Below are 25,538 nucleotides of genomic sequence, written 5' to 3'. Positions count from 1 at the left end.
GCCATGTTTCGCCGGGCATCCAAAGCCGCATCGCTGGTGGCTGCAGCAGTTTTAGTCCTCACAGCGTGCACTCCTGCCGATCCTGCGGGCGGCAACCGGACCATCAAGGTGGCGTACCAGAAGACAGACTCGTTCACGGCACTGGACACCATGTTCCAGGATGCGAAGAAAGAGTTCGAAGCCGCGAACCAGGGCGTCACGATCGAACTGCAGCCCATCCAGGCCAATGATGACGACTACGGCACCAAGCTGGCCCTGGCCCTGCGGTCACCTTCGACAGCCCCGGACGTCTTCTACGAGGACACGTTCAAGGTGCGCTCCGACGTGGACGCCGGGTACCTGCTGAATTTGGACAGCCGCCTGGAGGGGTGGAGGGACTGGGACAAGTTCGACGACGCTGCCAAGGAAGCAGGCAAAGCGGACGACGGCGGCACGTACGCGGTGCCGTTGGGCACCGACACGCGCGCCATTTGGTACAACAAGAAAGTTTTTGCGGCGGCCGGCATTGACCTGCCGTGGGAGCCGTCCAGCTGGCAGGACATCCTGGACACAGCCCGCGAGATCAAGGCCGCAAACCCCGACGTGGTTCCCTTCAATATGTATGCCGGCAAAGGCACTGGCGAAGGAAGCGTGATGCAGGGCTTCTACGAGCTCCTGTACGGTACGGGGGCGACCCTTTATGACCCGGATTCAAAAAAGTGGGTCGTTGGCTCGGCCGGCTTCAAGGATTCGCTGGCGTTCCTCAGCACCCTCTACGGGGAAAAGCTCGCAGTTCCCCCGGCCGAGGCGCTGGACCCGAACATCTGGAAGAAAGTCTTCGGCGAATGGTTCCCCAAGGCAAAACTTGGCGCAACCGTGGAAGGTTCCTATGCGCCGTCGTTCTGGCAGGACGGCGGAAGCTACGCCTGGCCGGAATACAAGCAGGACATGGGAGTAGCCCCGTTCCCCACCCAATCAGGGGGTGCGCCCGGCGCAGTGAGCATGTCCGGAGGGTGGACGTTGGCCGTCGGCGCGGAAACCAAGCAGCCCGACCTCGCATTCAATTTCCTGACCACCGCCCTGAACGCAAAGAACTCCCTGGCGTTCACGGTGGCCAGCTCGCAGATCGCCGTCCGCACCGACGTCGCTGCCGACCCCGGCTACCAGTCGGCCAACCCGTTCGTGAAGGACGTGTCCAGCCTGGTCGCAGTCACCCGGTACCGGCCAGCGACGTCCGACTACCCACGGATCTCCGCTGCCGTGCAGGAGGCCACCGAGGCCGTGATCACCGGTAACAGGACCCCGGAACAGGCGGCAGCCGATTACGACGCGGCCGTGGCCGGAATTGTGGGCGGCGACAAGACCATCCGGAAGTAGCGGTGCCCGCCAGCCACCGCACACGGCAGGTGGTCCGGTACCTGCCGGTACTGCCCGCCGTCGTGCTTTTGCTTGTGTTCCTCGCCGGCCCGGTGCTGTGGGCCTTCCACGCCTCGCTGACCAACGCCGGCCTCACCGGGCGGCACGCCAGGAACCCCGACTGGGTGGGCCTGGACAACTACCAGCGGCTGCTGCAGGACCAAACTTTTCCGCTGTCCTTGGCGTTGACCGTCCTCTTCGTCGCCGGATCTGCGATCCTGGGCCAGAACGTGCTGGGGCTCGCCCTCGCGGTCCTGATGCGGCGCGCACGCCCGGTGGTTTCGGCAATTGTTGGGACCGCCGTCGTCGCCGCCTGGGTCCTGCCGGAAATCGTGGCGGCGTTCGCGGCCTACGCCTTCTTCAGCCGCGACGGGACGCTCAACCAGCTGCTGGGCCGGCTGGGGCTGGCGGAAACCGACTGGCTCTACGTTGTTCCCATGGCAGCCGTGATCCTGGCGAACGTGTGGCGCGGGACTGCCTTCTCCATGCTGGTCTACCGCTCCGCGCTTGGCGGAGTCCCCGGCGAGCTGACCGAAGCTGCCCAGATGGACGGTGCCGGCGCCTGGCAGCGGCTGGTGTTCATTACCCTGCCGGTGATCCGGGGGAGCATCGCCACCAACCTGATGCTGGTCACGCTGCAGACCCTGGCCGTCTTCACCCTGATCTGGGTCATGACCGCCGGCGGTCCAGCCAACGGCAGCACCACGCTGCCTGTCCTGGCCTACCAGGAAGCCTTCAAGTTCGGAGACATCGGCTACGGAACCGCCGTCGCTACGGTCCTTATCCTCATCGGCGGAGTGTTCGGGGGAGCGTACCTTCGTTTGCTGAGGGAGCAGAGGCCATGACCGGTAAACGCAGCACCCTGGCGGATGTGGTCCTGCTGCTGATTGGCGGGTGCTTCCTGCTGCCGCTTCTCTGGTTGGTGCTCGGCTCGCTGGATCCTGCGGCCGGCCATGCGGTCAAGGTCCCCCAACAGCCGGGCCTGGACAACTTCGCCGCCGTCCTCACGCCGGAACTGTTGTTCCGGCCACTGTGGAACAGCCTGCTGCTGTCGGCAGGGACAGGGATCGTGACGCTGGCGGCCGCCGTGCTCGCCGCATACCCTCTGTCCCGCTACCGCTCCCGCTTCAACACCCCGTTCATGTCAGCCATCCTCTTCGGCACCTGTTTGCCCGTCACGGCCATCATGGTGCCTGTCTATGGCATGTTCGTGCAGTTCCGGCTGCTGGATTCCCTCCCGGCCACGGTGCTGTTCCTGGCAGCCACCAGCCTGCCCATGGCCATCTGGATGACCAGGAACTTCATGGATGCCGTGCCCCTGGCGCTGGAGGAGGCAGCCTGGGTGGACGGCGCTTCCCGGCTGGCGGGCCTGCGTTCAATCGTCCTGCCGCTCATGGGGCCGGGTCTTGGCGTGGTGTTCATCTTCGTCTTCATCCAGGCCTGGGGGAACTTCTTCGTCCCGTTCGTGCTGCTGCTCTCCGAAGCCAGGCAGCCGGCAGCCGTATCGATCTTCAGCTTCTTCGGCCAGCACGGGGCAGTTGCCTACGGCCAGTTGGCCGCATTCTCGATCCTTTATTCAATTCCGGTCCTGGCCCTCTACGCCATCGTGGCGCGCGGGTCCGGCAATTCGCTGGCCCTGTCGGGAGCTGTCCGGGGCTAGTCGATGTCCTCGAGCACCACGCCGAACGGCAGGGTGTCGTCCAGGTGCGCCTGGTGGCCGTGGTGGGTGTCCACCACGCGGACGCCGTGCAGCTTTTCGGCCGCGGACTGCATCAGGATGGGCCTGACAGTGTCGATGACCACCTGGCTCTTGTCGGCGAGATATTCCTTGTAACTGGCTGGGAGCTCAATCATGGCAAAAGGATAGACCTGCCGGACCCGCATGGGGAGGGGTGCCCATTGCCGGACCCGGGCTGCCCGGCTTGGATAGGATGGCGGACGGGACACGGCCGGCCCGGACCGCGCGCCCAAAAACGTCATCAGGGGGAAACCAGTGCTTTCGACCAGCGTGCCCGCACGAATCCAGCCTGCGGAGCTGGCCAGGGCGCAGCAGGTGGCCGCCAACATTTCACGCAGTTTCGACGCGAAGGTGGTTGGACAGTCCCGGCTGCGGGAATCAGTGTTGGTGGGCCTGCTGACCGGCGGCCACATCCTGCTGGAGAGTGTGCCGGGACTGGCCAAGACCACCGCCGCGCAGACCTTGGCCGACGCCGTCAGCGGTGAATTCCGCCGGATCCAGTGCACCCCGGACCTGTTGCCCAGCGACATCGTGGGAACCCAGATCTACGATGCCGCCAAAGGCAGCTTCCACACCCAGCTCGGCCCGGTCCACGCCAACATTGTGCTGCTGGACGAGATCAACCGCTCCAGCGCCAAGACCCAGAGCGCCATGCTGGAGGCGATGCAGGAACGCCAGACCTCCATCGGCGGCCAGGACTACCGGCTGCCCTCCCCGTTCCTGGTACTGGCCACCCAGAACCCCATCGAGCAGGAGGGGACCTACCAGCTGCCCGAGGCGCAGATGGATCGGTTCATGCTCAAGGACGTCCTGGATTATCCCAGCCCGGCGGAAGAGGCCGAGATCATCCGCAGGATCGACGCCGGCGTCTACACCCCGGAGCAGAAGCCTGCCGCTGCGGCCTCCCTGGACGCCGTCACCGAGGTCCAGCAACTGGCTGCCCGCATCTACATTGATCCGGCGGTGATCAACTACATCGTGGGGCTGGTGTACGTGACCCGGAACGCGTCCCAGTACATTGATGCGAGACTTGCCGGATTCATCGAGTTTGGGGCCAGCCCCCGGGCCAGCATTGCCTTCAGTCAGGCAGCCCGGGCGGTGGCCCTGCTGAACGGCCGGGACCATGTGATTCCCGAGGACGTCAGGTCGCTGGCCCACCGGGTGCTCAGGCACCGGCTCATCCTGAACTTTGACGCGGTGGCCGAGCAGGTTCCCGTGGAATTGGTGATCGATGCCATCGTTGCCGCCGTCCAGACTCCTTGACCCCGCATGGCCACCCTGCTCCAGCGCGTGAAATCAAAGCTTGCCATCTTCGCGCACCGCAAAGCCCGCGGCATGCTCGACGGCGAATACGGTTCCGTGTTCAGGGGCCGCAGCCTGGACTTCGACGACCTGCGCGCCTACGTCCCCGGTGACGAAGTCCGCGACATTGACTGGAAGGCCTCGGCGCGCCACGGCTCGCCCCTGATCCGGCGTTACGTGGCCGTCCGCAGGCAGACAGTCCTCCTGGTCGCCGATACCGGACGCAACATGGCGGCGGAGGCGCGGTCCGGGGAAGTGAAGAAAGACATCGCCGTGCTGTCCCTCGGGGTCCTGGGCTACCTGGCCCTCCGCCACGGCGACGTGGTGGGACTGGTGTGCGGTGACTCGGCCGCAACCCGGTCCTTCGCGGCGAAGAGCGGAGAGGCACACCTTGAACGGCTGCTCCGGCACGTGGACTCACACACGGGCCTCGACGCGCCCGGCAGCAGCATCCGGGACCAGCTCGACTATGTAGCGCGGAACATCAGCGGACGGCACCTGCTGTTCGTCGTCGCCGATGAACTGGCTGCGGATGATGCCACCGGACGCCTCCTGCGCAGGTTGCGCGCCCAGCACGAGATCCTGTGGCTGACGGTCAGGGATGCCGAACTGGTGCCCCCACCCCTGGACGACGCAAAGTCGAAGTGCGCCGGCGACTCCTACAGCGTGGCCGATTCCTCCCTCCTGGCCTGGCAGCCGGCCACATCCTCCGTGGTGGCGGCTGCCTACGCCACAGCCGCCGCGGAACGTGGCGCGGCCCGCAAAGCCATGCTGCAATCGGCCGGGATCACCGAAGGTGAGGTAGCCGGCAGCGGGGATGTCATCACCGGCCTGTTCGCCCTCCTGGAGAGGCACCGGCGTGCAGGCTGACCCGGGATTCTACGGGCCGCTGCAATACAGTACGGCCTGGACGTGGTGCGGAGCGGCACTCCTGGCCCTGGTGGCAGGATGGTACGTCGTCGCGTTCGCCACCACGCGTTCCCGTGCGCGCTCCACGCCCGGCCGGCCCAGCCCCCGGTCCGCCCTGACGGACCTGCCCGGGCTCAAAGCGGCGTACCTGCAACGGATCCGCGATGTGGAGCAGGAGGCGGCGGCGGGAAACCTTGACGCACGGGCAGCGCACCAGCAGGTCAGCCTCCTGCTGCGCGGGTTCGTCCGGGACGCAACGGGAGTCGACGCCACCAGGATGACGCACGAGGACCTGGCCCGGCACCCGCTCCCGGCGGCAGCACACGTCATCGAGGCCCTGTACCCCGCCGAATTCGGTCCCGGACCGCTGCCTTCCGTGGGCGCATCGGCAGCAAAAGCTTCCGAGGCGGTGCGCGCGTGGAGCTGATCTTCTGGTGGCTGCTGCCGCCCGCCGCTCTGGCCGCCGGCGCAGCGGCGTGGGTTGCGCTGCGCCGTCGCCAGGGATTCAACGCACGACGCCGGCCCGTGGCGCACGCCGACAGGCTCACCGCGCTCCCGGAATACCAGGCAGCCCTCCGCCGGCACCGCCGCCGGCTGGCAGCCGCCGGGGCCGCCTGCGCGGTGCTGCTGGCCGCCACCGCCGTTGCGGCAGCGCGGCCGGCCGATGTGACCACCATCCGTCCGGAGCAGCACAACCGCGACATCATGCTCTGCCTGGACGCCTCCGGCTCCATGAGCAGCGCCGACGCTGAAGTAGTGGACGTCTTCGCCGGCCTGGCGAAGAACTTCCACGGCGAGCGGATCGGCCTGACCATCTTCGACAGCAGCGCCATCCAGGTGTTTCCGCTGACCGACGACTACGCCTACGCCCAGGAGCAGCTGCAGGCCGCCAAGGACGCCTTCGACGGCAAACCCGGCAGCTCCGGATTCCTGGACGGCACCTGGAGCGGCCGGGGATCCTCGCTCATCGGTGACGGCCTGGCATCCTGCCTCAACAGCTTCCCCGGAGCCACCGGAGGACCTTCCGGTACGGCCGGGAACGCGGCAGACGGAAACACTGCCCCCGCGCGCCCCCGCTCCGTCATCCTGGCCACCGACAACTTCCTGTCCGGCAAGCCGATCATGACCCTGGACCAGGCCACACAGTTGGCGAAGGAACGGTCCGTGCACGTCTACGCACTGAATCCGGGCGACCTTGACTACGGCAGCGGTGCCGGCCAGCCCGGTGCCCAACTCCGTGACGCTGCGGAGTCCACCGGCGGTTCGTACCACGCCCTTGACAGTCCCGACGCTGTGCCGGGAATTGTCACCGCCGTGGAGCAGACCGAAACAGCGGCGATCCAGGGAGCACCGCGGGCCGTGTTCTCGGAAGTGCCGGGCCTGCCGCTGGGCTTTGCGCTGCTGTCCGGGCTCATCCTGTGCGCGGTCCTGTGGCCCCTGCAGCGGACACCACTGCCCAGCCGCGAGGCGCTGCGGCGGGGCGGGATCGTCCTGCTGGTCCTGGTGGCAGCCCTCCGGCCCACCATGCCCGGCGGGTCGGTACAATCCGCCACCGCCGACCTGAACGTGTTCTTCGTGGTGGACACCACCACCAGCATGGTGGCCGAGGACTACGGCAACGGGTCCCCGCGGCTGGACGGCGTCCGCAAGGACATCATGGCCATCGCCGAACAGTTGCCCGGCGCCCGCTTCTCCGTCATCACCTTCGACACCACGGCACACGTCCGGATGCCGCTCAGCACCGACACCCTGGCGCTGGAAACCATCACGGACGTCATGGAACCCCAGGTGACCGCCTACGCCAGGGGCAGCAGCATCACCGCAGCCAGGCAGGTTCTCTCCGAACGGCTGGCCGCCGCCCGGGACAGCCGGCCGGACCGGCCCCGGCTGGTGTACTACCTGGGGGACGGCGAACAGACCAGCGGCAGGGAACCGGAGGCCATGAAGGTCGACGGCGGGCTGGTGGCCGGGGGTGCGGTGCTGGGTTACGGAACCTCCGGGGGCGGCCGGATGAAAGAGAACACCGGACAGGCTGCCGACGCCCGCGGACCGGGCGGCAGCGGCGCCCCGGCACCACCGGCGACCTACGTGCAGGACACCCGGCCCGGCAGCTCCGGGGACGCGCGGTCCGTCATCGACGAAGGACGGCTGCGGACCATCGCCTCCCAGCTGGGCGTGCCCTACCTCCACCGTGCATCCGGCGATCCGGTGGCGGACATGATGGAACAGGCGCGCCCCGGCAGGGCCGAACGTTCAGACCAGGACGGTTCGCTGGCCGCGGCCACTGAGCTTTATTGGATCTTCGCCGCCGGAGCTTTCCTGCTGGCACTGCCCGAAGCGGTGGGTATCATCCGTCAACTCCACGGGCTCCGGCCCGCGTCCCGCAACGGGGGTAAACGGTGAACGCCAACATCCGAAGGCGCCGACTGCTGCTGTGGTCCGCCCTGCCGGTGCTCCTGGCGCTGTGTGTCGCCGCCAAGCTCCTCAGCCTGGGGCTCCTCGCACGTCAGGCCGCCGCCGGTTTCGAGGCTGGAAACGCATCCGCCGTGGGCGGTGCGGCCGGCGGCCTTGGAATAGCCAACCTGGCGGAGCCGCACAAGGCGCCGTTCGCCGCCGGCGACGCCGCCGTGCTGGCCGGGGACGACCAGGCTGCCCGGACCTTGTTCGAACAGTCGCTGGCGATGGTCGCGGGCGGATCCGGTGACGAATGCCAGGTGCGGGTGAACCTGGTCCTGGTGATTGAACGCCTGGGTGACCAGCGCCTCCAAACCGGGGACCCGGCGTCGGCCGTTCCCCTCTTCAAGCAGGCGCTGGACGTTGCCGGGCAGGCGCCGGAAAGCTGCCGGTCCAACGACGCGGAGGGCGGAACGGGCAGCCGGTTGTCGGACGCTGAAGGGCGGCTGAAAGACAAGCTGGGCGCTGCCGGAAACAAGGCGCCGCAGGAACCTGCGCCGGCGGGGAAGACGTCCCCGGACCCGTCCAATGAGAACCGGCAGGGCCAGCTGGACCAATTGCAGGACAGTGCCCGGCAGGCCGAACGGGAGCGGAACAGCGGGCGCGAACGGGAGGAGTACCTGGACGGCAACGGCGGGGCCGCCCCGGAGCAACCTTGGTAGGGCGGCCCCGGACGAACATTATTCTGTTGCCGGAAGAAACAACCTGTAAAACTGCGTCTTAATTCGGCGCCGACTTGTCCCCGGCCCGCCGGGCCCCCTAGAGTCGTAGACAAGTTACCGCGGTAACGTGTCAGCGATCCTCCGCTCCGGAGGGTGTGGGTGCCCCCATGTGGGCCTGACATTTGCTCACGGACTACTTCATTCCAGGCGTAACAGTCGCGGCTGCGTCCTCGTGGAGTCCCTCCGTGTTCCCAAACTCAAATTCATTGCCGGTTGTCCGCCTCTTCAGGCAGGCAGCCCCAATGGCCCAAAAGCCAAGGACGCAAATGTCACCACCAAGCCTTGTTGACGCACATCCCCAGCTATCCGAGACCGCCCCGGTGGCGCTCTCCTATGAACTGTTCCCCCCGCGGTCGCCCGCGGCGGCGGAGACCCTGTGGACCACAATCCGCGAGTTGGAGACCACCGAGCCCGACTACGTCTCCGTCACCTACGGCGCCAGCGGATCCAACCGGGACACCGCGCTCGAGCTCATCAACCGGCTTCTGGTTGAAACCACGCTGCGGCCACTGGCCCACCTGACCTGCGTGGGCAACACCCCCCAGGAACTCGCTGCGATCATCGGCGACCTGCTGGACATCGGGGTGCGTGGCATCCTCGCCCTGCGCGGCGACCTCCCCAAGGACGGCGCCCAGCCGCAGGCCGGGTCCCTGCGGTACGCCCAGGACCTGATCGACCTCATCCGCCGGGTGGAGCAGCGCCGTTCGGCCCTGCTCTGTGCCGGGAAGATTGCCGTTGGCGTGGCCGCCTATCCCACCCGCCACCCGGAGTCACCATGCGAGGACCACGACGTCGAAGTGCTGCTCGCCAAGCAGCGTTCCGGCGCCGATTTCGCCATCACCCAGGTGTTCTTCGAAGCCGCGCAGTACGAGGACCTGCTCAGCCGTGCCCGCCGTGCCGGCGTGACCATTCCCATCATCCCCGGCGTCATGCCGTTCACCAGCCTCCGCCGCCTCAAGCGGCTGGGAGAGCTGGCAGGAGTCGAACCGGCACCCAGGCTGATGGATCGCCTCGCGGCTGCCGATAACGACATTGAACGGCTCCACATCGGCGTCGACGCCACCGTCGACCTGGCAAACGCCGCCCTCGATGCCGGAGCTCCCGGACTCCACCTCTACACCTTCAACGAGCACCAAAGCGCGCTGGAAGTCCTGGACAAGCTTGCCCTGCCGCGCCACCACCGCAGCAGCCACGCCCGGGCTGCCGTTGCACGGCCCCAGCTGGCCAGCTGAACGCCGTCCCGGCACCCCTTCACGCATTAAAGCGCTAACCCACGCCCTTTTGACCTACCTCCGACCTGAGGAACTTTGCCATGCCTGAAAACAACACTCCCTTCCCGTCCGCCTCACTCCTCGGCTACCCGAGGATCGGCCGCCGCCGCGAACTCAAGAAGGCCGTCGAAGCCTACTGGGCCGGCCGGATCGACGCCGCCGCGCTGGACGCCGCCGCCAAGGACATCCAGCTGTCCACCGCCAGGCGCCTCCAGGACCTCGGACTGACCGAAGCCGCGGCCGTCCCCGGCACGTTCTCCTACTACGACCAGGTCCTGGACACCACCGCCCACCTGGGTGCGGTGCCCGCCCGCTTCGGCAGGCTCCTCAACGCCGCCGGGCAGCTGGACATCGACGGCTACTTCACCCTGGCCCGTGGCACCAAGGAGCAGCAGCCACTGGAAATGACCAAATGGTTCGACACCAACTACCACTACCTGGTTCCGGAACTCGGTCCCGGAACCGAGTTCACCCTGGCGTCCACCGCCAAGGTCGACGAGTTCGCCTTCGCACTGGCCCACGGCATCGAAACCCGCCCCTACATCGTCGGCCCTGTCACCTACCTGCTCCTGTCCAAGGCCTCCGACGACGCCCCGGCCGGCTTCGCGCCGCTGTCCCGCCTCGAGGACATCCTGCCGGTGTACGTCCAGCTGCTGGAGAAGCTGGCCGCCGCCGGCGCCGGCTGGGTGCAGCTCGACGAACCCGCGCTGGTGGTCGACGAGGACACCCCCGCTGCAGAGGTCGAAGCAGCAGTTGCCCGCGCCTATGACGTCCTCACCGCGGCGGCCAACCGCCCGCAGATTCTCGTGTCCACCCCGTACGGGTCCCTCGCCGGCCAGCTGGGGACGCTTGCCGCCACCAACATCGACGCCCTGCACATCGACGTCTTCAAGGGCGCCGTTCCCTCCGCCGCAGCACTGGCGGGCCTGGGCAACAAGACCCTGGTTGCCGGCGTCGTGGACGGCCACAACATCTGGCGCAACGACCTTGCTGCTTCCGCCGCGAAACTCGATGACCTCAAGGCAGCTGCCGGGAAGGTGACAGTCTCCACGTCAACCTCAACCCAGCACGTCCCGCATGACGTTGACGAGGAGACCCAGCTGCCCGCGCAGCTCCGCAGCTGGCTGGCGTTCGCGGACCAGAAAGCCGTCGAAGTCACCACCCTTGCCACCTACCTGGCAGACCCTGCCGCCGCCAAGGCCGCCATCGACCAGGCAACGGCCGTGATCGCATCCCGTGCTGCCGCCGAAGGCGTCCACCGCGACGACGTACGGGCCCGCACCGAAGCCCTGACCGGAGCGGACTTCACCCGGTCCGACTACGCGGTCCGTGAAGCGGCCCAGGACGAGGCGCTGCACCTGCCACCGCTGCCCACCACCACCATCGGGTCGTTCCCGCAGACGTCAGAGATCCGCTCCGCCCGTGCGCGCAACACCAAGGGCGAACTGGGCGACGGTCAGTATGAGCAGCTCATGAAGGACGAGATCAAGCGCGTGGTGGAGCTGCAGGAAGAGCTGGGCTACGACGTCCTGGTGCACGGTGAGCCCGAGCGCAACGACATGGTGCAGTACTTCGCGGAGAACCTGGAGGGCTTCGACGTCACCGTCCACGGCTGGGTCCAGTCCTATGGGTCGCGCTGCACCCGCCCGTCCATCCTTTGGGGCGATGTCACCCGCAGTGCCCCCATCACCGTCAAATGGGCGGAGTACGCGCAGTCCCTGACCAGCAAGCCGATGAAGGGCATGCTCACCGGTCCGGTTACCATCCTGGCCTGGTCCTTCGTTCGCGACGACCAGCCGCTGGGCGAAACCGCCAACCAGGTGGGCCTGGCGCTGCGGGACGAGATTGCCGATCTCGAAGCCGCCGGCATCAAGGTCATCCAGGTGGACGAGCCCGCCCTGCGGGAACTGCTGCCGCTGCGCAAGGCAGACCAGGCCGACTACCTGAAGTGGTCCGTCGGCTCCTTCCGCCTGGCCACGGCCGGCGCCGCCGATTCCACCCAGATCCACACGCACCTCTGCTACTCGGAGTTCGGCGTGATCATCGACGCGATCGACGGCCTGGACGCCGACGTGACCTCCATCGAAGCCGCCCGCTCCCGCATGGAGGTGGTCCACGACCTTGAGGCCCACGGCTTTGGCCGCGGGGTGGGCCCGGGCGTCTACGACATCCACTCCCCGCGCGTTCCCGGCGAGCAGGAAGTCACCGAGCTGCTCAGCACCGCCGTCAGGCACGTCCCGTCCCGCCAGCTCTGGGTCAACCCTGACTGCGGCCTGAAGACCCGCGGCTACGCCGAGACTGAGGAGTCCCTGCGCAACCTGGTCAAGGCCACCCAGGCCGTGCGCGCCGGCCTGCTCGAAACGGCGAAGTAAGACAACGCGCGACGACGGCGGGTCACTCTCGGTGACCCGCCGTCGTCGTCTCTTTCATCCTCACGGCGGAGATGAGCAGCCACACGGTCCAGGCGAGGATGGCTACAATGCCCACCAGGGTGGGAAGCGTGTTCGCTGCTGAGAATCCCGAGGCCCCGATAATCCAGCCCTGGACCAGATAGGCCAGTCCGGACAGCGCCATGAGGTAGCCGATCACGCGGGAAACGTCGCGCGCCGCTGCGACAGCCACACCCCACAGCACCAGTGCGGCGCCCAGCAGGAAGTTCTGGTAGCTGCGCATTCCCCATTCCAGCCAGCGGATACCCTCTGCCGTGGCGAACCGCGCCGCCTTCTCCGGCTCGGGCGCAGCGGTCCACGCATCCACCGCCTGCTTCAGGGCCACGCCGTCCACCGCCTGCAGGGCCGCATAAAGCGCCAGGGCGGCAGCCGCGGAGAGAACACCGAAGCGGGCAGTCCAGGACACGGCGTACTGCTGGACGTCGACGGTGGGCCAGAGGGCCACCAGGCCGGCGCACACCAGGGCCACGCCTATGAACTGGCCCAGATGGACGGCGGTCCAGGTGCCGCTGCCGGCGTAGGCGGTGAATGAGGCAACGTGGTCGTTTGCGTCGTGGGATTCGGCGTGGAACACCCCGGCGACAATCGAAACGGCCACGCCGGCGAGCAGGAGTATGGCCGAAAGCCGCCAGGTCCGGGCTCTGACATCTTTCATGGGTTCATGCTGGAACCGGGCCCGGGGGAGGGCCAGTGCCAAAGGCCCCTTTAGGACTCCCAGACGATTTCGTCGTCCACCACGCCGTCCTGGTCAGCGGATGCCACCAGGACCTCGTCGGTGAAGTGCTCCCCGAGGGTGAAGTCCAGGACGAAATAGCGTTCCGGCTGGCCGGGGTAGATGGCTACGTGCCCCAGTTTCAGGGCCTTGAGGAACACCTCGTTGGTGAGCTGGCTCCGGTCCTGGACGCCAAAGACCTTGTGCAGCTGCTCGTCCTTGAGCGCGTTGCAGTGGAAGTGCAGGTATTCCTGCGGGCTGGTGCCCTCCTGCTCCAGCTCCTCGGCGATCATTTCCCGGACCTCGTCCACCAGTTCAGGCAGGAAGCGGAGCCGGTATTCGACCTTGCGCAGTGCGGCTTCATCGAAGTGCTCGTGGGCGTTGATGTTCAGGTCGAGTTCCAGCGGATGGCCGCGCAGCTCATGTTTGGCGGCGAAGAGATGATCCATGCCGTGGTTGAGCTCAATCTCCCCAAAGTGCTGGCTCGCTACCTTGTTCATAGTCTCAACATAGACCCGAAGGGCAGACCATTCCAGCGTTCGCGCCTAATTCACCGCGGTGCGCATTCCGGCGAGAGTCTCGGCCAGCAGGTCAACGAAAAGCTGCACCCGGGCCGTTTTCCGGTCATTGATCAGCAGCGCAAAGACGTTCCGGGCCAGCCGGATTTCCGGCACGTCCAACACCACCACCCCCGCTGGCTTGTTCCGGAGCGCCAGTTCCGGAACCAGGGCGGCCCCCAGGCCCGCGGCCGCCATCTCCAGGCTGGCGTGGAAGTCGTCGCTGTGCGCCACCACCCGGGGGTGCAGGTTGCAGCCGGCAAACAGCCGCTCAATCACCATGGCGTCGCTGGTGCCGGGATGGTGCATGATCCAGGGCATCTCCGACAAGTGGTCCGCCGCGACCTTCGCGTCGGCCCGGAAACCCCACCCGGCCGGCAGCACCACCCGGAAGTCGTCGTCGCCGATCCACTGCCGATTAATGGTGTTGGGCCACGCGAAACCGGTCTGGCCCACCTGGAACACCACGGCCAGGTCCAGGTCCCCGCCGGTGCGCAGCCCCTGGATGGTCTGGCCCGGTTCCGCCACGGAAACCCGCAGGTCAATGCCCAGCTTCTTCCACGCCGGATTCTTGAGGATCCGCGGCAGGACATAGGTGGCCAGGCTGGGAAAGATCCCCAGCCGCAGTTCCTGGCTTCCGGTGTCCTGCGTCCTTGACGCCGCGGCCATGAGTGCCTCGATGTCGGTGAGGACCTTGGCGGCATGCCGGGTCATGACGACGGCGGCTTCCGTGGGGATCACGGCGCGCGCCGAGCGCTGGAAGAGGGTTACGCCCGTTTCCCGCTCCAGCGCGGACATCTGCTGGGAGACGGCGGAGGCCGTGTAGCCGAGCGTTGCGGCTGCCGCAGCGAACGAGCCCAGCCGCGTGACCTCCAGGAGGGTCTTCAGGTGCACGGGATTTACCACCAGTTCACAGTACTGCACCCATCCAATGCCCTGACCGCGCCGAATTGCCGTCTGTATCACCAGCACAGCGGCAAATGTTCAGCAGAGGAGCAGCAAGTGTCACTTGACCCAGCAGGAAATGCAGGCGGCCAACGGCGCATCGCCGTGATCGGCAGCGGAGTGGCCGGACTGACGGCAGCCTATGTACTGAACCGGCAGGACGATGTCACCCTGTTCGAGGCCGATTCGCGGCTGGGCGGCCACGCCCACACCCATGACCTGCCCCAGGCCGATGGGAGCGTCATCGGCGTGGATACTGGGTTCATCGTGCACAACGAACGGACGTATCCCACCCTGCTGCGGCTCTTCGCGGAACTTGGCGTCGAAACCCAGGATTCGGAGATGAGCATGTCCATCCGCTGCGATGGCTGTGGACTGGAATACGCCGGCGCCCGCGACGGCGCCCGCGGCATCATTGCCAAGCCATCCAGCCTGCTGCGCGGCCGCTACCTGCTGATGCTGCTGGAGGTCACCCGTTTCTACAGGAAGGCGAGGGAACTGCTCAGGACCGCCCCGCCGTCGTCCGTCAGCGACGAAGTCGACGTGCCCGAACTGACGCTGGGGGAGTTCCTGGCGCGGGAAAAGTTCAGCAGCTACTTCACTTCGCACTTCATGACCCCGGTGGTCAGCGCCGTCTGGTCCTGCGATCCCACCACCGCCCTCGCCTATCCGGCGCGGTACCTGTTCACGTTCCTTGGCCACCACGGCATGCTGGGCGTCAAGGGCTCGCCGCAGTGGCGCACCGTAACAGGCGGCTCGGCGCGATACGTCGAGAAACTTGCCGCCACCCTCCCCGACGTTCGCCTCAACACTCCCGTGACTGCCATCCGGCGCCTGCCCGGGGGCGTGGAGCTCGCAACGGCGAACGGGCTGGAAGACTTCGACGCGGTCGTGATCGCCACCCATCCCGCCCAGGCACTCGGGTTCCTGGCCGATGCCACCCCGGAGGAGAAGGAGGCGCTGGGCGGCATGCCTTACTCCGTGAACCACACCGTGTTCCACCAGGACCCTGCGGTCCTGCCGGCGGCGGACAACGCGAAGGCGTCCTGGAACTACCGGCTTCCGGCGTGCGACGCGCGGCCGGACAAGGTCCTGGTGAGCTACGACCTCACCCGGCTGCAGCGGCTCGAGCCCGCGGACGGCCGCCCCTACCTGGTGAGCCTGGGCGAGTCGGAACTGATCTCGGACAACGCCGTGCTGGAACGGATGGTGTACGAACACCCGCAGTACACCCCGGAATCCCTCAAAGCGCAGCAGGCCATCGCGGCGCTGGGCGACGGCAGGATCGCGTATGCCGGGGCCTACCTTGGCTGGGGCTTCCACGAGGACGGGGCCCTCTCCGGGGTGCGCGCCGCGGAGAAGCTGGGCCGCACCTGGCCGGTTGCCAGGGGCGCCGATTCCGCGGACTCCACCGGCGACGGGGAGCGGGAACTGCTGTCAGCGGAACCTGTATGACCATGGATGCCTCGATCTACCGCACGTCCATTTCCCATGTGCGGCGTACCCCGTTGAAGAATGCGTTCATGTACCGGAGCTACAGCTGGTTCGTGGACGTCGACAACCTGCCGCGCCTGCCCGGGCTGCTCCGGCCGCTCGCGGTGTTCCGCGCCGGAGACCATCTGGGCGATCCGGACGCGGACATCCGCTCCAACGTGGAGCGGTACCTGCGGACCCAGGGCATTGAGCCCGACGGCGGCGCCATCCACATGCTGACCAGCGCCAGGGTTTTCGGCTACGTCTTCAATCCGCTCACCCTGTTCTGGTGCTACCGCTCCACCGGGGAACTGCAGTGCGTGGTGGCCGAGGTCCATAACACCTATGGCGAGCGGCACTGCTACCTGCTGCACACCGATCCCGGCGGCCGCGCCTCGGTGCCGAAAGCCTTCTACGTTTCACCTTTCAACGACGTTGACGGGCAGTACCGGATGAAGCTCCCGGCGCCCGGGGACAGGCTTGCGGTGTCCATTGTGCTGGAGCGTGAAGGGCAGCGCCCCTTCGTGGCCACCATGGACGGCCGCCGCAGGCCAGCCACCATTTCCAACATCCTCGCGGCTGCTTTGACGGTGCCTGCCGCGCCGCTGCTGGTATCCGCCCTGATCCGGGTCCAGGGCGTTAAACTCTGGGCAAGACGCCTGCCCGTCGTTGCCAGACCACATCACCCCTCACAGGAGGCAGTTCAATGACAATGACTGACGACAACGGAACTGCTTCAGCTTCCGTCGACAACAAGACCCTCGGGCCGGCCGCCACCCACACGCCCGCAGCCTGGACCGCCGGCGGGGTCCCGGCTGCGCCCGCCACCATCGATCCTGCCCTGTGGCCCGGTGTTGCCCAGCCCCCGTCGGGCCTGAAGGCCGATGTTGCAGGGAAGGCTGCAGGCCTGATGTTCAGGGGTGCAGTCAAGCGGCTGCCGCTGCGCGTTGAATACCCTGACGGTTCGGTCCTCGGGATGGGCGGCGCGGACGCCCCCGTGATGACCATGCTGCGGCCCGCGGCATTCGAGGCGCGGATCGGCGACAACGGGCTGATCGGACTGGGCGAATCCTTCATGGCCGGCGACTGGGAGGCGTCCGACCTGGCCGCGGTGCTCGAGGTATTTGCAGCCTCCGTGGACACGCTGATCCCCATGCCGCTGCAGAAGCTGCGCTCGCTGTACCTGCCGCGGACGCCGCGCCAGGAGCGCAACGCCGAACAGAACACCCGCAGCAATATTTCGCGGCACTACGACCTGTCCAACGAACTGTTTTCCAACTTCCTGGACTCCACCATGAGCTACTCGTCGGCGCTCTTTCCCGCCGGGGCCGGCCCGCTGTCCTCGGTGGCGTGGGATTCCCTGGCGGAGGCCCAGCGGGCCAAGATCGACCGGCTGCTGGACAAGGCCGGCGTGGGCGAGGGTACCCGGCTGCTGGAAATCGGGACCGGCTGGGGTGAGCTTGCACTGCGTGCCGCTGCCCGTGGCGCCACCGTCTACAGCGTTACGCTGTCCAGTGAGCAGCAGGCGCTGGCGCAGGAACGCATTGCGGAGGCCGGGTTCGCGGACCGCGTGACAGTGGCCCTGCAGGACTACCGCGCGGTGGAAGGGGAGTACGACGCCGTGGTGTCGGTCGAAATGATCGAGGCCGTGGGGTATGAGTACTGGCCCATCTATTTCCAGACGATCGACCGGGTCCTGGCCCCGGGCGGAAAGGTGGCCATCCAGGCGATCACCATGCCGCACGGGCGCATGCTGGCCACCCGGAACGCCTACACCTGGGTGCACAAGTACATCTTCCCCGGCGGTTTCCTGCCGTCAGTCCGGGCCATCGAAGGCGTGACCCAGAAGCACACCACCCTGCGGGTTCGGGAGCGGATGGGCATGGGCGACCACTACGCCGCCACCCTGCGGCTGTGGGAGGAACGGTTCCTTGCCCGTTCCCGCGAGGTGGGGGACCTGGGCTTCGATGCCGTCTTCCAGCGGATGTGGCTGTTCTACCTGTGCTACTCGCGGGCGGGCTTCCAGTCCGGCTACCTGGACGTGCAGCAGATTGTGCTGGACCGCCGGGAGGCGCAACTGTAGGTTGCACCGTGTATCCATTCGGGGAAAGGGAGGACGCATGAAATTGAAGACCCTGGCATGGACCGCCGCGGCGACGGTAGCCACCGCCGCCGCGGGCGGAGCGGCAACGGACCCCCGGAGCAGTTGGTACCTGAAGCTGCGCAAGCCGGACTGGCAGCCGCCCGCGATTGCCTTTCCCCTGGTGTGGACGGCCCTGTATGCGGACCTTGCCGTGACGTCCGCCGCCGCACTCGACAGCGCGGCGGAGCACGACAGGGCCGCCAACAGTCCGGACCCGGCCAGGAAGGACCACCGCCGGGAACTGCGCTCCTACCGGGGCGCGCTGGCCGCCAACCTGGTCCTCAACGCTTCCTGGAGTTGGTTCTTCTGGCGCTCCCGCCGGCCCTGGCTGGCCACTGCCGAGGCAGCCGTTCTGGCGGCCAGCAGCGCGGACCTGGTGCGGCGGACGTACCGGCTGAACCGGGTTGCCGGAGCGTCCCTGGCTCCGTACGCGGCCTGGTGCGGTTTCGCCACTGTGCTGTCCAGCGCCATCGCCCGGCTCAATCCCGCCAGGCCATAGCCGGAAGGGCTGCCGGTTCAGCTTCCTTCGGGTGTGCTGCAGGTCCCAAGGGTCCCTGACCACTACATGTAGTGGTCAGGGACCCTTTTCCGCGTGGCCGGACGGGCGGGCGACACGCCGATAATCACGACACGCGGACTGTGCATATGTGTTCAACCCCATCCACAGGGTGTGGACCCAGGCCGCAAAAATCCCGGGATCCCGGGCATTTTTCCAGCCCTTGCCTGTGGATTAACGGTGCATTAAATGACATACTTGTAATACATCATCTTGGGGTTCCAAAGAGGCGTCTGCACTACATGTAGTATCTACATACAGCTGGACGGGGACACCGGCCCAGCCAAAGATTTCAACTAAGGGGACAGGGATAATGACCGTAACGGTTTACACGAAGCCTGCTTGTGTTCAGTGCAACGCCACTTACCGCGCGCTCGACAAGAAGGGCATCACCTACCAGAGCGTTGACATCTCCCAGGACGCCGAGGCACTCGAGCGCCTGAAGGCACTGGGCTACATGCAGGCTCCCGTTGTTGTCACCGACCAGGACCACTGGTCAGGCTTCCGCCCCGACAAGATCGAGGAACTCGCGCTGTCAGCCGTTTCCTCCGTGGCCTAGGAGCCACAGCTTTTCCTGCCGGCAACCAACAAGCAGCTGAGGTGACTCCCATGGCAGCACCAACAGCAGAGCAAAGTACTTCGCAACGCCACGCGGCTCAGCGCGTGGAGGTGTCCCCGCCGGCCACTTCGCACCACCAGCCAGAGCAGGTTGTCACGGACAGCCGGCTTATCTATTTTTCCTCGGCATCCGAGAACACCAGCCGCTTCGTTGTGAAGCTTGGCCGTGAGGTGGCCCGGATCCCATTGCATGCAAAGGACGCACCCCTCCTCGCCACCCGGCCGTTCGTGCTGGTGGTGCCCACTTACGGCGGCACCGGGGGAGAGGGGTCCGTGCCCAAGCAGGTCATCCGGTTCCTGAACAACCCGCAGAACAGGCAGCTGCTCCGCGGTGTCATAGGCGCCGGCAACACTAACTTTGGGGACAACTACTGCATGGCAGCGGACATCATCGCCGCCAAATGCCAGGTACCCCGCCTTTATCGATTCGAACTTATGGGAACGCCGGAAGACGTCACCCGGGTCAACCAAGGATTGGACACGTTTTGGACACGACTGTCGCAGACACAGAAGTAACCAGGGCCCAGAAGCCTGAGATGCCGGCTGCCTACAAGGGGCTGGGCTATCACGAGCTGAATGCCATGCTGAACCTTTATGGTCCCAACGGCGAAATCCAGTTTGGGGCCGACCGTGAGGCAGCCCACCAGTACTTCCTGCAGCACGTTAACAACAACACCGTGTTCTTCCACGACCTGGAAGAGAAGCTCGACTACCTGGTGAAGAACCAGTACTACGAGCGTGAGACGCTCGACCAGTACACGATGAACTTCATCCGCGATCTCTTCAACCGCGCGTACAAGAAGAAGTTCCGCTTCGAGACCTTCCTGGGCGCGTTCAAGTTCTACACGTCCTACACGCTGAAGACGTTCGACGGCAAGCGCTTCCTGGAGCGCTACGAGGACCGCGTCTGCATGGTTGCGCTGCACCTGGCGCGCGGCAACGAACAGCTGGCCATGCAGATGGTGGACGAGATCATCGACGGCCGCTTCCAGCCGGCCACCCCCACCTTCCTCAACGCAGGCAAGAAGCAGCGCGGCGAGCTGGTCTCCTGCTTCCTGCTCCGCATCGAAGACAACATGGAGTCGATCGGCCGCTCCATCAACTCCGCACTGCAGCTGTCCAAGCGCGGCGGCGGCGTGGCGTTCGCACTGACCAACATCCGCGAGGTGGGTGCCCCCATCAAGCAGATCGAGAACCAGTCCTCCGGCGTCATCCCGGTGATGAAGCTCCTTGAAGACAGCTTCTCCTACGCCAACCAGCTTGGTGCCCGCCAGGGTGCCGGTGCCGTGTACCTGCACGCGCACCACCCGGACATCTACCGGTTCCTGGACACCAAGCGCGAGAACGCGGACGAGAAGATCCGCATCAAGACCCTCTCCCTGGGCGTCGTCATCCCGGACATCACGTTCGAGCTGGCCAAGAAGGATGAGGACATGTACCTGTTCTCGCCCTATGACGTGGAGCGCGTCTACGGCATGCCGTTCTCCGACGTCTCGGTCACCGAGAAGTACTACGAGATGGTGGACGATTCCCGGATCAAGAAGACCAAGATCAAGGCGCGCGAGTTCTTCCAGACCCTCGCCGAGATCCAGTTCGAATCCGGCTACCCCTACATCATGTTCGAGGACACCGTTAACCGGGCCAACCCGATCGACGGCAAGATCATCATGTCCAACCTGTGCTCGGAAATCCTCCAGGTTTCCCAGCCCACCACGTACAACGATGACCTGTCGTACGACGAGACCGGCAAGGACATCTCCTGCAACCTGGGCTCGCTGAACATCGCCAAGACCATGGACTCGCCGGACTTCGGCCTCACCATCGAGACGGCCATCCGGTCCCTGTCCGCAGTGTCCGACATGTCCAACATCACCTCGGTGCCGTCCATCGCCAGGGGCAACGACCAGAGCCACGCCATTGGCCTGGGCCAGATGAACCTGCACGGCTACCTTGCCCGTGAGCGGGTCCACTACGGCTCCGAAGAGGGCCTGGACTTCACCAACATCTATTTCTACTCGGTGGTGTACCACGCCATCCGCGCCTCCAACCTGCTGGCCATCGAAACCGGCCAGACATTCGGCGGCTTCGAGAAGTCCAAGTACGCCTCCGGCGAGTTCTTCGACAAGTACACGGAGCAGGAGTGGGTGCCGCAGACCGAGAAGGTCCGCGAGCTCTTCAAGGACGTGCACATCCCCACGCAGGCTGACTGGCTGGCGCTGAAGGCCTCCGTCATGGAGCACGGCATCTACAACCAGAACCTGCAGGCTGTCCCGCCCACCGGCTCGATCTCCTACATCAACAACTCCACCTCCTCGATCCACCCGGTGGCGTCCAAAATCGAGATCCGCAAGGAAGGCAAGCTGGGCCGCGTGTACTACCCGGCGCCGTACCTGACGAACGACAACCTGGAGTACTACCAGGACGCGTACGAGATCGGCTACGAAAAGGTCATCGACACCTACGCTGCCGCCACCCAGCACGTGGACCAGGGCCTGTCGCTGACGCTGTTCTTCAAGGACACCGCCACCACCCGCGACATCAACAAGGCCCAGATCTACGCCTGGAAGAAGGGCATCAAGACCATCTACTACATCCGTCTCCGCCAGCTCGCGCTGGAAGGGACCGAGGTTGAGGGCTGCGTCTCCTGCATGCTGTAGCCCCGCTGGTCGAGCCTGTCGAGACCAGAGGTTGAGTACGACGGCGGGTGCCCGCCCGCCGTCGTACGCTTTAACTTAGAGAAACCCACCCAACGCTTAGGGGATGACATGACCGAGAAGGTCAAGCTGCTTAGCCACGTCGAGGCCATCAACTGGAACCGGATCCAGGACGACAAGGACGTGGATGTCTGGAACCGCCTGGTGAACAACTTCTGGCTGCCGGAGAAGGTGCCGCTGTCCAACGACGTCCAGTCGTGGAACACGCTGACCCCGGTCGAGCAGCAGCTCACCATGCGCGTGTTCACGGGGCTCACCCTGCTGGACACCATCCAGGGCACCGTGGGCGCCGTTTCCCTGATTCCGGATGCTCTCACCCCGCACGAAGAGGCCGTCTACACGAACATCGCGTTCATGGAGTCCGTGCACGCCAAGAGCTACTCCTCGATCTTCTCCACCCTCGCCTCCACCAAGGAGATCGACGAGGCGTTCCGCTGGTCCACCGAGAACGAGAACCTTCAGAAGAAGGCCCAGATCGTCATGGACTACTACCAGGGCGACGACCCGCTGAAGCGCAAGGTGGCCTCCACCCTGCTGGAGAGCTTCCTCTTCTACTCGGGCTTCTACCTGCCGATGTACTGGTCCTCGCGCGCCAAGCTCACGAACACGGCCGACCTGATCCGCCTGATCATCCGCGACGAAGCCGTGCACGGCTACTACATCGGCTACAAGTTCCAGCGCGCGCTGGAGACCGTGTCCGAGGAGCGCCGCCAGGAAATCAAGGACTACACCTTCGAACTGCTCTTCGAGCTGTACGAGAATGAGGTCCAGTACACCCACGACCTGTACGACGGTGTGGGCCTGGCCGAGGACGTCAAGAAGTTCCTGCACTACAACGCCAACAAGGCTCTGATGAACCTGGGCTACGAGGCCATGTTCCCGGCGTCCGTCACCGATGTGAACCCGGCCATCCTCTCGGCTCTGTCCCCGAACGCTGACGAGAACCACGACTTCTTCTCCGGGTCCGGTTCCTCCTACGTGATCGGCAAGGCCGTGAACACCGAGGACGAGGACTGGGACTTCTAACTGCTTGTTTCTCTGAAACGTACTTAGGCGGCTCATGACAGCCAGTTTCAATGGACCCCGCACGTTCTGTGCGGGGTCCATTGTGCTTCCCGGGACGAATCTCCAGAACACCACCGAGCTCACCGCGCGGCGAGGTACTCGGCCAGGCTGTCTTCTACGTGGGACCGTGGCAGGCGGAAGTAGTCCACTGTGCCTTTGCCCGGCACCATTGCCTTGCGGCCTGGTCGAGTCAGGATGCCAGCGCGCGCCTGCAGTGGCGGAGGCAACTCCGGCGGTTCCCAGTCCTGGTGCTCACTCCTGTATTTGCGTCCTAAGGGCGAAACCCAGCCGGGTGGCTCATTCTTCGATGGAACCGTTGGACGCCACCTGCTGATGTGCCGCAACCGATGGTGCTTTGGACATGGTTGGCCAAGGTTGCTGATCCCAGTAGTCCCGCCGTGATGCCAGGCGAGCAGGTGATCTGCTTCGTTGTCCAGGGAATTGTTGTTGCAGCCAGGGAAGGGGCACTTGCCGTCCCGCAACCGCAGCCACCGTCGCATGGCCTTCCCGGGGCGGTAACTGGTCCGTCCGATCTCCAGCGGTGCGCCGTCGCGGGGATCCACAAGCACCCGGTAGAACGACTCAGCGCCGTTGGCCACCAGATTCAGTGCCACGGAAGCCGGGATGGGACCATACCCGTCAAGCATGGCGGGTTCGTCGGTGGCTCCGAGGAGGGAAAATACGGGGACGGTGACCAGCACTTCCGCGCGGGGAACCGGGACGTCGGCGAGCCCCTTCGGTGGGCCCCCGACCTCGTCCACTCCGACCCCGTTCCGTCCGCAGCAACCGGTGCAGCCAGTGCCCCCGCGAAGTGCAGTGGCGGCGAACAGATTCGCCCGGAGCTGGGTGAGTGTGCGCTCCTCGTTGGGTCCCTGGAGGCCCCGGGCAATGGCGGTGTAGCGGTTCCAGATGGCCGTGGCCTTGTCCGCGGGCAGACGTGCGGACAAGCGCGCCATGCCGTCCTGTTCCGGAGAGAATTCGAGGCACCTCTCCTCGATGCCCTTTGCGTGCCGTTTCTCGATGCTGTCCGGGTGGTGACGTTCGCGCCAAACGCGGGCCTTGTGCCGGAACCGGTACGCCGGCATCTCCCCGGCGGGGCACCCCCGGGCGGCGTTAGGCGCTTCCGGGTCGAGGAAGTGGGCTTCCAATGCGGTCGCGGCCTCCGGGTTGAGGGTGGCGGTTTCGTCCACCATGACGCGGGCGTGCTGCCACGACAAGGTTCCCGCCGTGAGCGCTTCCAAGGTCCGGGGAAGGGAGTTGGTGAGAGCGTAAGACTGTGCCAGAAGTGCACTGGCGGCGCGGTCACCGATGGCCAGGATGCAGCCCACCTCCGCGGCGACGGCCATTTCCTGCGCCTGCACCGGCATGTCCGGCGGAGCCATAGTCCGCGCTGACTCCGCAAACCTGGCCGCTGCCTCGGCTTTCAGGGCCGCGACGCGGGCCTCGGTGCGGGCCACTCCGGCCAGGATGTCCAGGCATTCATCGGCTACGGCGGCTAACGGATCTTCGTCTGCGGGCGGCCCATAGACGGCTCTGGCGACCTCGCCACGGAGCACGGAAAGGGCAGCGTCGATCGCCTCAAACGCCCGTGCTGCGGTGCCCTGTCCCATGTACCAATAATGAAGGGAGGGTCTGACATTTTGGGCGGATGGTGGACGGGCAGGACTTTTTGCCGCAAATTTTTGTCACGCCTATATTTAGGCGAACTGCGGCTTCCGCACCCAACTGGTGTGGGCCGGCGGCGGTTTGGGGGGGCTGCATCCGGTCTCGGGATGCTCCAGCCGCCGGCCCTGTCCATCTCCAGGACCCTGCCCCAGCGGCCGGATCCTGGCCTCAACCATAGGACCCGTTGCTGAACGGCAACCCACCACCGGCACAAGGTTCGCTCAAGAGCGGGCCCGTCATCACTTAGAGTTCCCAGTGATGCGGCCGTAGCTGTGGGAAACTCCTGCCCCTAGGATGTGGCCATGAGGAAGTGGGGCGAGATCCATCCCGCGCTCCGGGCCGTCCTGGTTGGCGCAGTGGCCTGCGCTGTCATCCTGGTTGCCAGTCTTTTCGCCGGGCAAAGTCTCGAAGACGCCATGGCCAACGCCATCTTCTACGGGCTGATGATCGGTGGCGGCGTCTTCTTTATGACGAAGCGGTTCCAAACGGCCGCGGAGAGACTCGATGAACATGGCGACTTGGTGGTCTTCCTGCGATTCCCGCGTTCATCGCCCGGCTCTTTGAGCAGCGTCTGGAGGATGGGGATCGCTGTCCCTGGTGCGCAGAGGATCGAATTCCAGCCGATCGTCGACGACTCGTTGACGCCCAGTGGCCGCGGCATGACGTTCACCGGAGTTGGGCTTGCGGACATTCCGGTGCGGAAAGCTGACCGCCACGACAATCAACAGGACGTACCGTTCGACTTCCGGATCATCACCCTGGACTCAGACGGCGGCGTCGTTGAAATCGCGGCCGGCCCGGCTACCCTCCAGAAAATCCAGGACGCCATAGGGCCAGCATCCTCGTAGT

24 protein-coding genes are annotated in these 25,538 nt (G+C 65.9%); 19 read left to right on the top strand and 5 right to left on the bottom strand.

Features of this window, described 5'->3' with window-relative positions; all coding sequences use genetic code 11:
• Nucleotides 1–3 precede the first annotated feature (3 nt).
• Genes AC1DIP_RS08660 through AC1DIP_RS08650 form a run of 3 tightly spaced genes read left to right on the top strand, consistent with a single transcriptional unit; the run spans nt 4 to nt 3,055 of the window.
• Nucleotides 4–1,356 carry an extracellular solute-binding protein gene (locus AC1DIP_RS08660; RefSeq protein WP_476211397.1) on the top strand — a complete coding sequence of 451 codons (1,353 nt, stop codon included), beginning with the start codon at nt 4–6 and terminating at the stop codon, nt 1,354–1,356.
• A 2-nt stretch (nt 1,357–1,358) separates the two neighbouring features.
• Nucleotides 1,359–2,240 (top strand): carbohydrate ABC transporter permease, encoded by an 882-nt coding sequence (locus tag AC1DIP_RS08655; protein ID WP_477733499.1) that lies wholly within the window; start codon nt 1,359–1,361, stop codon nt 2,238–2,240.
• Nucleotides 2,237–3,055 carry an ABC transporter permease subunit gene (locus tag AC1DIP_RS08650; RefSeq protein ID WP_476211395.1) on the top strand — a complete coding sequence of 273 codons (819 nt, stop codon included), beginning with the start codon at nt 2,237–2,239 and terminating at the stop codon, nt 3,053–3,055. The genes AC1DIP_RS08655 and AC1DIP_RS08650 overlap by 4 nt, the downstream gene beginning before the upstream one ends.
• On the opposite strand, the gene AC1DIP_RS08645 is transcribed toward AC1DIP_RS08650, so the two are convergent.
• Nucleotides 3,052–3,279, bottom strand: a complete 228-nt coding sequence (locus tag AC1DIP_RS08645) for a hypothetical protein (RefSeq protein WP_476211394.1) — start codon at nt 3,277–3,279, stop codon at nt 3,052–3,054. The genes AC1DIP_RS08650 and AC1DIP_RS08645 overlap by 4 nt on opposite strands.
• A gap of 109 nt (nt 3,280–3,388) precedes the next feature.
• Here AC1DIP_RS08645 and AC1DIP_RS08640 point away from each other — a divergent pair, with 109 nt between their 5' ends.
• The 7 genes from AC1DIP_RS08640 (at nt 3,389) to metE (ending at nt 12,163) form a co-directional block, all read left to right on the top strand.
• Nucleotides 3,389–4,396: an AAA family ATPase gene (locus tag AC1DIP_RS08640; RefSeq protein WP_476211392.1), complete on the top strand. Its 1,008-nt coding sequence runs from the start codon at nt 3,389–3,391 to the stop codon at nt 4,394–4,396.
• A gap of 6 nt (nt 4,397–4,402) precedes the next feature.
• Nucleotides 4,403–5,305: a DUF58 domain-containing protein gene (locus AC1DIP_RS08635; RefSeq protein WP_476211390.1), complete on the top strand. Its 903-nt coding sequence runs from the start codon at nt 4,403–4,405 to the stop codon at nt 5,303–5,305.
• Nucleotides 5,295–5,771, top strand: a complete 477-nt coding sequence (locus AC1DIP_RS08630; RefSeq protein ID WP_476211388.1) for a hypothetical protein — start codon at nt 5,295–5,297, stop codon at nt 5,769–5,771. The genes AC1DIP_RS08635 and AC1DIP_RS08630 overlap by 11 nt, the downstream gene beginning before the upstream one ends.
• Complete coding sequence (locus tag AC1DIP_RS08625) at nt 5,762–7,747, top strand: VWA domain-containing protein (protein WP_476211386.1); 1,986 nt, start codon at nt 5,762–5,764, stop codon at nt 7,745–7,747. Before AC1DIP_RS08630 ends, AC1DIP_RS08625 begins: the two co-directional genes overlap by 10 nt.
• A complete protein-coding gene (locus tag AC1DIP_RS08620; protein WP_477733498.1) occupies nt 7,744–8,460 on the top strand; it encodes a hypothetical protein in 717 nt (238 codons plus the stop codon). Before AC1DIP_RS08625 ends, AC1DIP_RS08620 begins: the two co-directional genes overlap by 4 nt.
• A 326-nt stretch (nt 8,461–8,786) precedes the next feature.
• On the top strand, nt 8,787–9,752 hold the full coding sequence (locus tag AC1DIP_RS08615) for a methylenetetrahydrofolate reductase (protein WP_477733497.1): 966 nt from the start codon (nt 8,787–8,789) through the stop codon (nt 9,750–9,752).
• Between the two features lie 80 nt (nt 9,753–9,832).
• Nucleotides 9,833–12,163, top strand: a complete 2,331-nt coding sequence (gene metE / locus AC1DIP_RS08610) for a 5-methyltetrahydropteroyltriglutamate--homocysteine S-methyltransferase (protein ID WP_477733496.1) — start codon at nt 9,833–9,835, stop codon at nt 12,161–12,163.
• Nucleotides 12,164–12,185: 22 nt separating this feature from the next.
• Here the strand turns inward: metE and AC1DIP_RS08605 are convergent, their stop codons facing one another.
• Genes AC1DIP_RS08605 through AC1DIP_RS08595 form a run of 3 tightly spaced genes read right to left on the bottom strand, consistent with a single transcriptional unit; the run spans nt 12,186 to nt 14,416 of the window.
• Nucleotides 12,186–12,896 (bottom strand): DUF4386 family protein, encoded by a 711-nt coding sequence (locus AC1DIP_RS08605; RefSeq protein ID WP_476211381.1) that lies wholly within the window; start codon nt 12,894–12,896, stop codon nt 12,186–12,188.
• Nucleotides 12,897–12,946: 50 nt separating this feature from the next.
• On the bottom strand, nt 12,947–13,453 hold the full coding sequence (locus tag AC1DIP_RS08600) for a DUF2004 domain-containing protein (RefSeq protein WP_476211380.1): 507 nt from the start codon (nt 13,451–13,453) through the stop codon (nt 12,947–12,949).
• Nucleotides 13,454–13,498: 45 nt separating this feature from the next.
• Entirely contained in the window at nt 13,499–14,416 is a 918-nt protein-coding gene (locus AC1DIP_RS08595; RefSeq protein WP_224026280.1) for a LysR family transcriptional regulator, read from the bottom strand.
• Nucleotides 14,417–14,512: 96 nt separating this feature from the next.
• Between AC1DIP_RS08595 and AC1DIP_RS08590 the strand changes: the two genes are divergently transcribed.
• The 8 genes from AC1DIP_RS08590 (at nt 14,513) to nrdF (ending at nt 22,985) form a co-directional block, all read left to right on the top strand.
• Nucleotides 14,513–15,910, top strand: a complete 1,398-nt coding sequence (locus tag AC1DIP_RS08590) for an NAD(P)/FAD-dependent oxidoreductase (RefSeq protein WP_477733495.1) — start codon at nt 14,513–14,515, stop codon at nt 15,908–15,910.
• Nucleotides 15,907–16,638 (top strand): DUF1365 domain-containing protein, encoded by a 732-nt coding sequence (locus tag AC1DIP_RS08585; RefSeq protein ID WP_477733494.1) that lies wholly within the window; start codon nt 15,907–15,909, stop codon nt 16,636–16,638. Before AC1DIP_RS08590 ends, AC1DIP_RS08585 begins: the two co-directional genes overlap by 4 nt.
• Nucleotides 16,635–18,011: a class I SAM-dependent methyltransferase gene (locus AC1DIP_RS08580; protein ID WP_477733493.1), complete on the top strand. Its 1,377-nt coding sequence runs from the start codon at nt 16,635–16,637 to the stop codon at nt 18,009–18,011. Before AC1DIP_RS08585 ends, AC1DIP_RS08580 begins: the two co-directional genes overlap by 4 nt.
• 37 nt (nt 18,012–18,048) lie before the next feature.
• Nucleotides 18,049–18,570, top strand: a complete 522-nt coding sequence (locus tag AC1DIP_RS08575; RefSeq protein WP_477733492.1) for a TspO/MBR family protein — start codon at nt 18,049–18,051, stop codon at nt 18,568–18,570.
• Nucleotides 18,571–18,940: 370 nt separating this feature from the next.
• Nucleotides 18,941–19,186, top strand: coding sequence for a glutaredoxin-like protein NrdH (gene nrdH, locus AC1DIP_RS08570; RefSeq protein ID WP_013601222.1), 246 nt, complete (start codon nt 18,941–18,943; stop codon nt 19,184–19,186).
• A 104-nt stretch (nt 19,187–19,290) separates the two neighbouring features.
• Complete coding sequence (nrdI, locus tag AC1DIP_RS08565; protein ID WP_476211896.1) at nt 19,291–19,761, top strand: class Ib ribonucleoside-diphosphate reductase assembly flavoprotein NrdI; 471 nt, start codon at nt 19,291–19,293, stop codon at nt 19,759–19,761.
• Nucleotides 19,762–19,781: 20 nt separating this feature from the next.
• Nucleotides 19,782–21,902, top strand: a complete 2,121-nt coding sequence (gene nrdE / locus AC1DIP_RS08560) for a class 1b ribonucleoside-diphosphate reductase subunit alpha (protein ID WP_477733491.1) — start codon at nt 19,782–19,784, stop codon at nt 21,900–21,902.
• A gap of 108 nt (nt 21,903–22,010) precedes the next feature.
• Nucleotides 22,011–22,985 (top strand): class 1b ribonucleoside-diphosphate reductase subunit beta, encoded by a 975-nt coding sequence (gene nrdF / locus AC1DIP_RS08555; RefSeq protein WP_015937302.1) that lies wholly within the window; start codon nt 22,011–22,013, stop codon nt 22,983–22,985.
• 119 nt (nt 22,986–23,104) lie between these two features.
• Here nrdF and AC1DIP_RS08550 read toward each other — a convergent pair whose 3' ends face one another.
• A complete protein-coding gene (locus AC1DIP_RS08550; RefSeq protein WP_477733490.1) occupies nt 23,105–24,634 on the bottom strand; it encodes an HNH endonuclease signature motif containing protein in 1,530 nt (509 codons plus the stop codon).
• Nucleotides 24,635–24,991: 357 nt separating this feature from the next.
• Between AC1DIP_RS08550 and AC1DIP_RS08545 the strand changes: the two genes are divergently transcribed.
• The gene (locus tag AC1DIP_RS08545; RefSeq protein WP_476211368.1) at nt 24,992–25,537 is read left to right on the top strand and encodes a hypothetical protein; all 546 of its coding nucleotides are present in this window, start codon (nt 24,992–24,994) and stop codon (nt 25,535–25,537) included.
• Nucleotide 25,538 lies beyond the last annotated feature (1 nt).

It is taken from the genome of Pseudarthrobacter sp. 05T312 (assembly GCF_056396685.1).
Note: the sequence above shows the minus strand (reverse complement) of the source record. Positions and strands in the feature narration are given on the sequence as shown.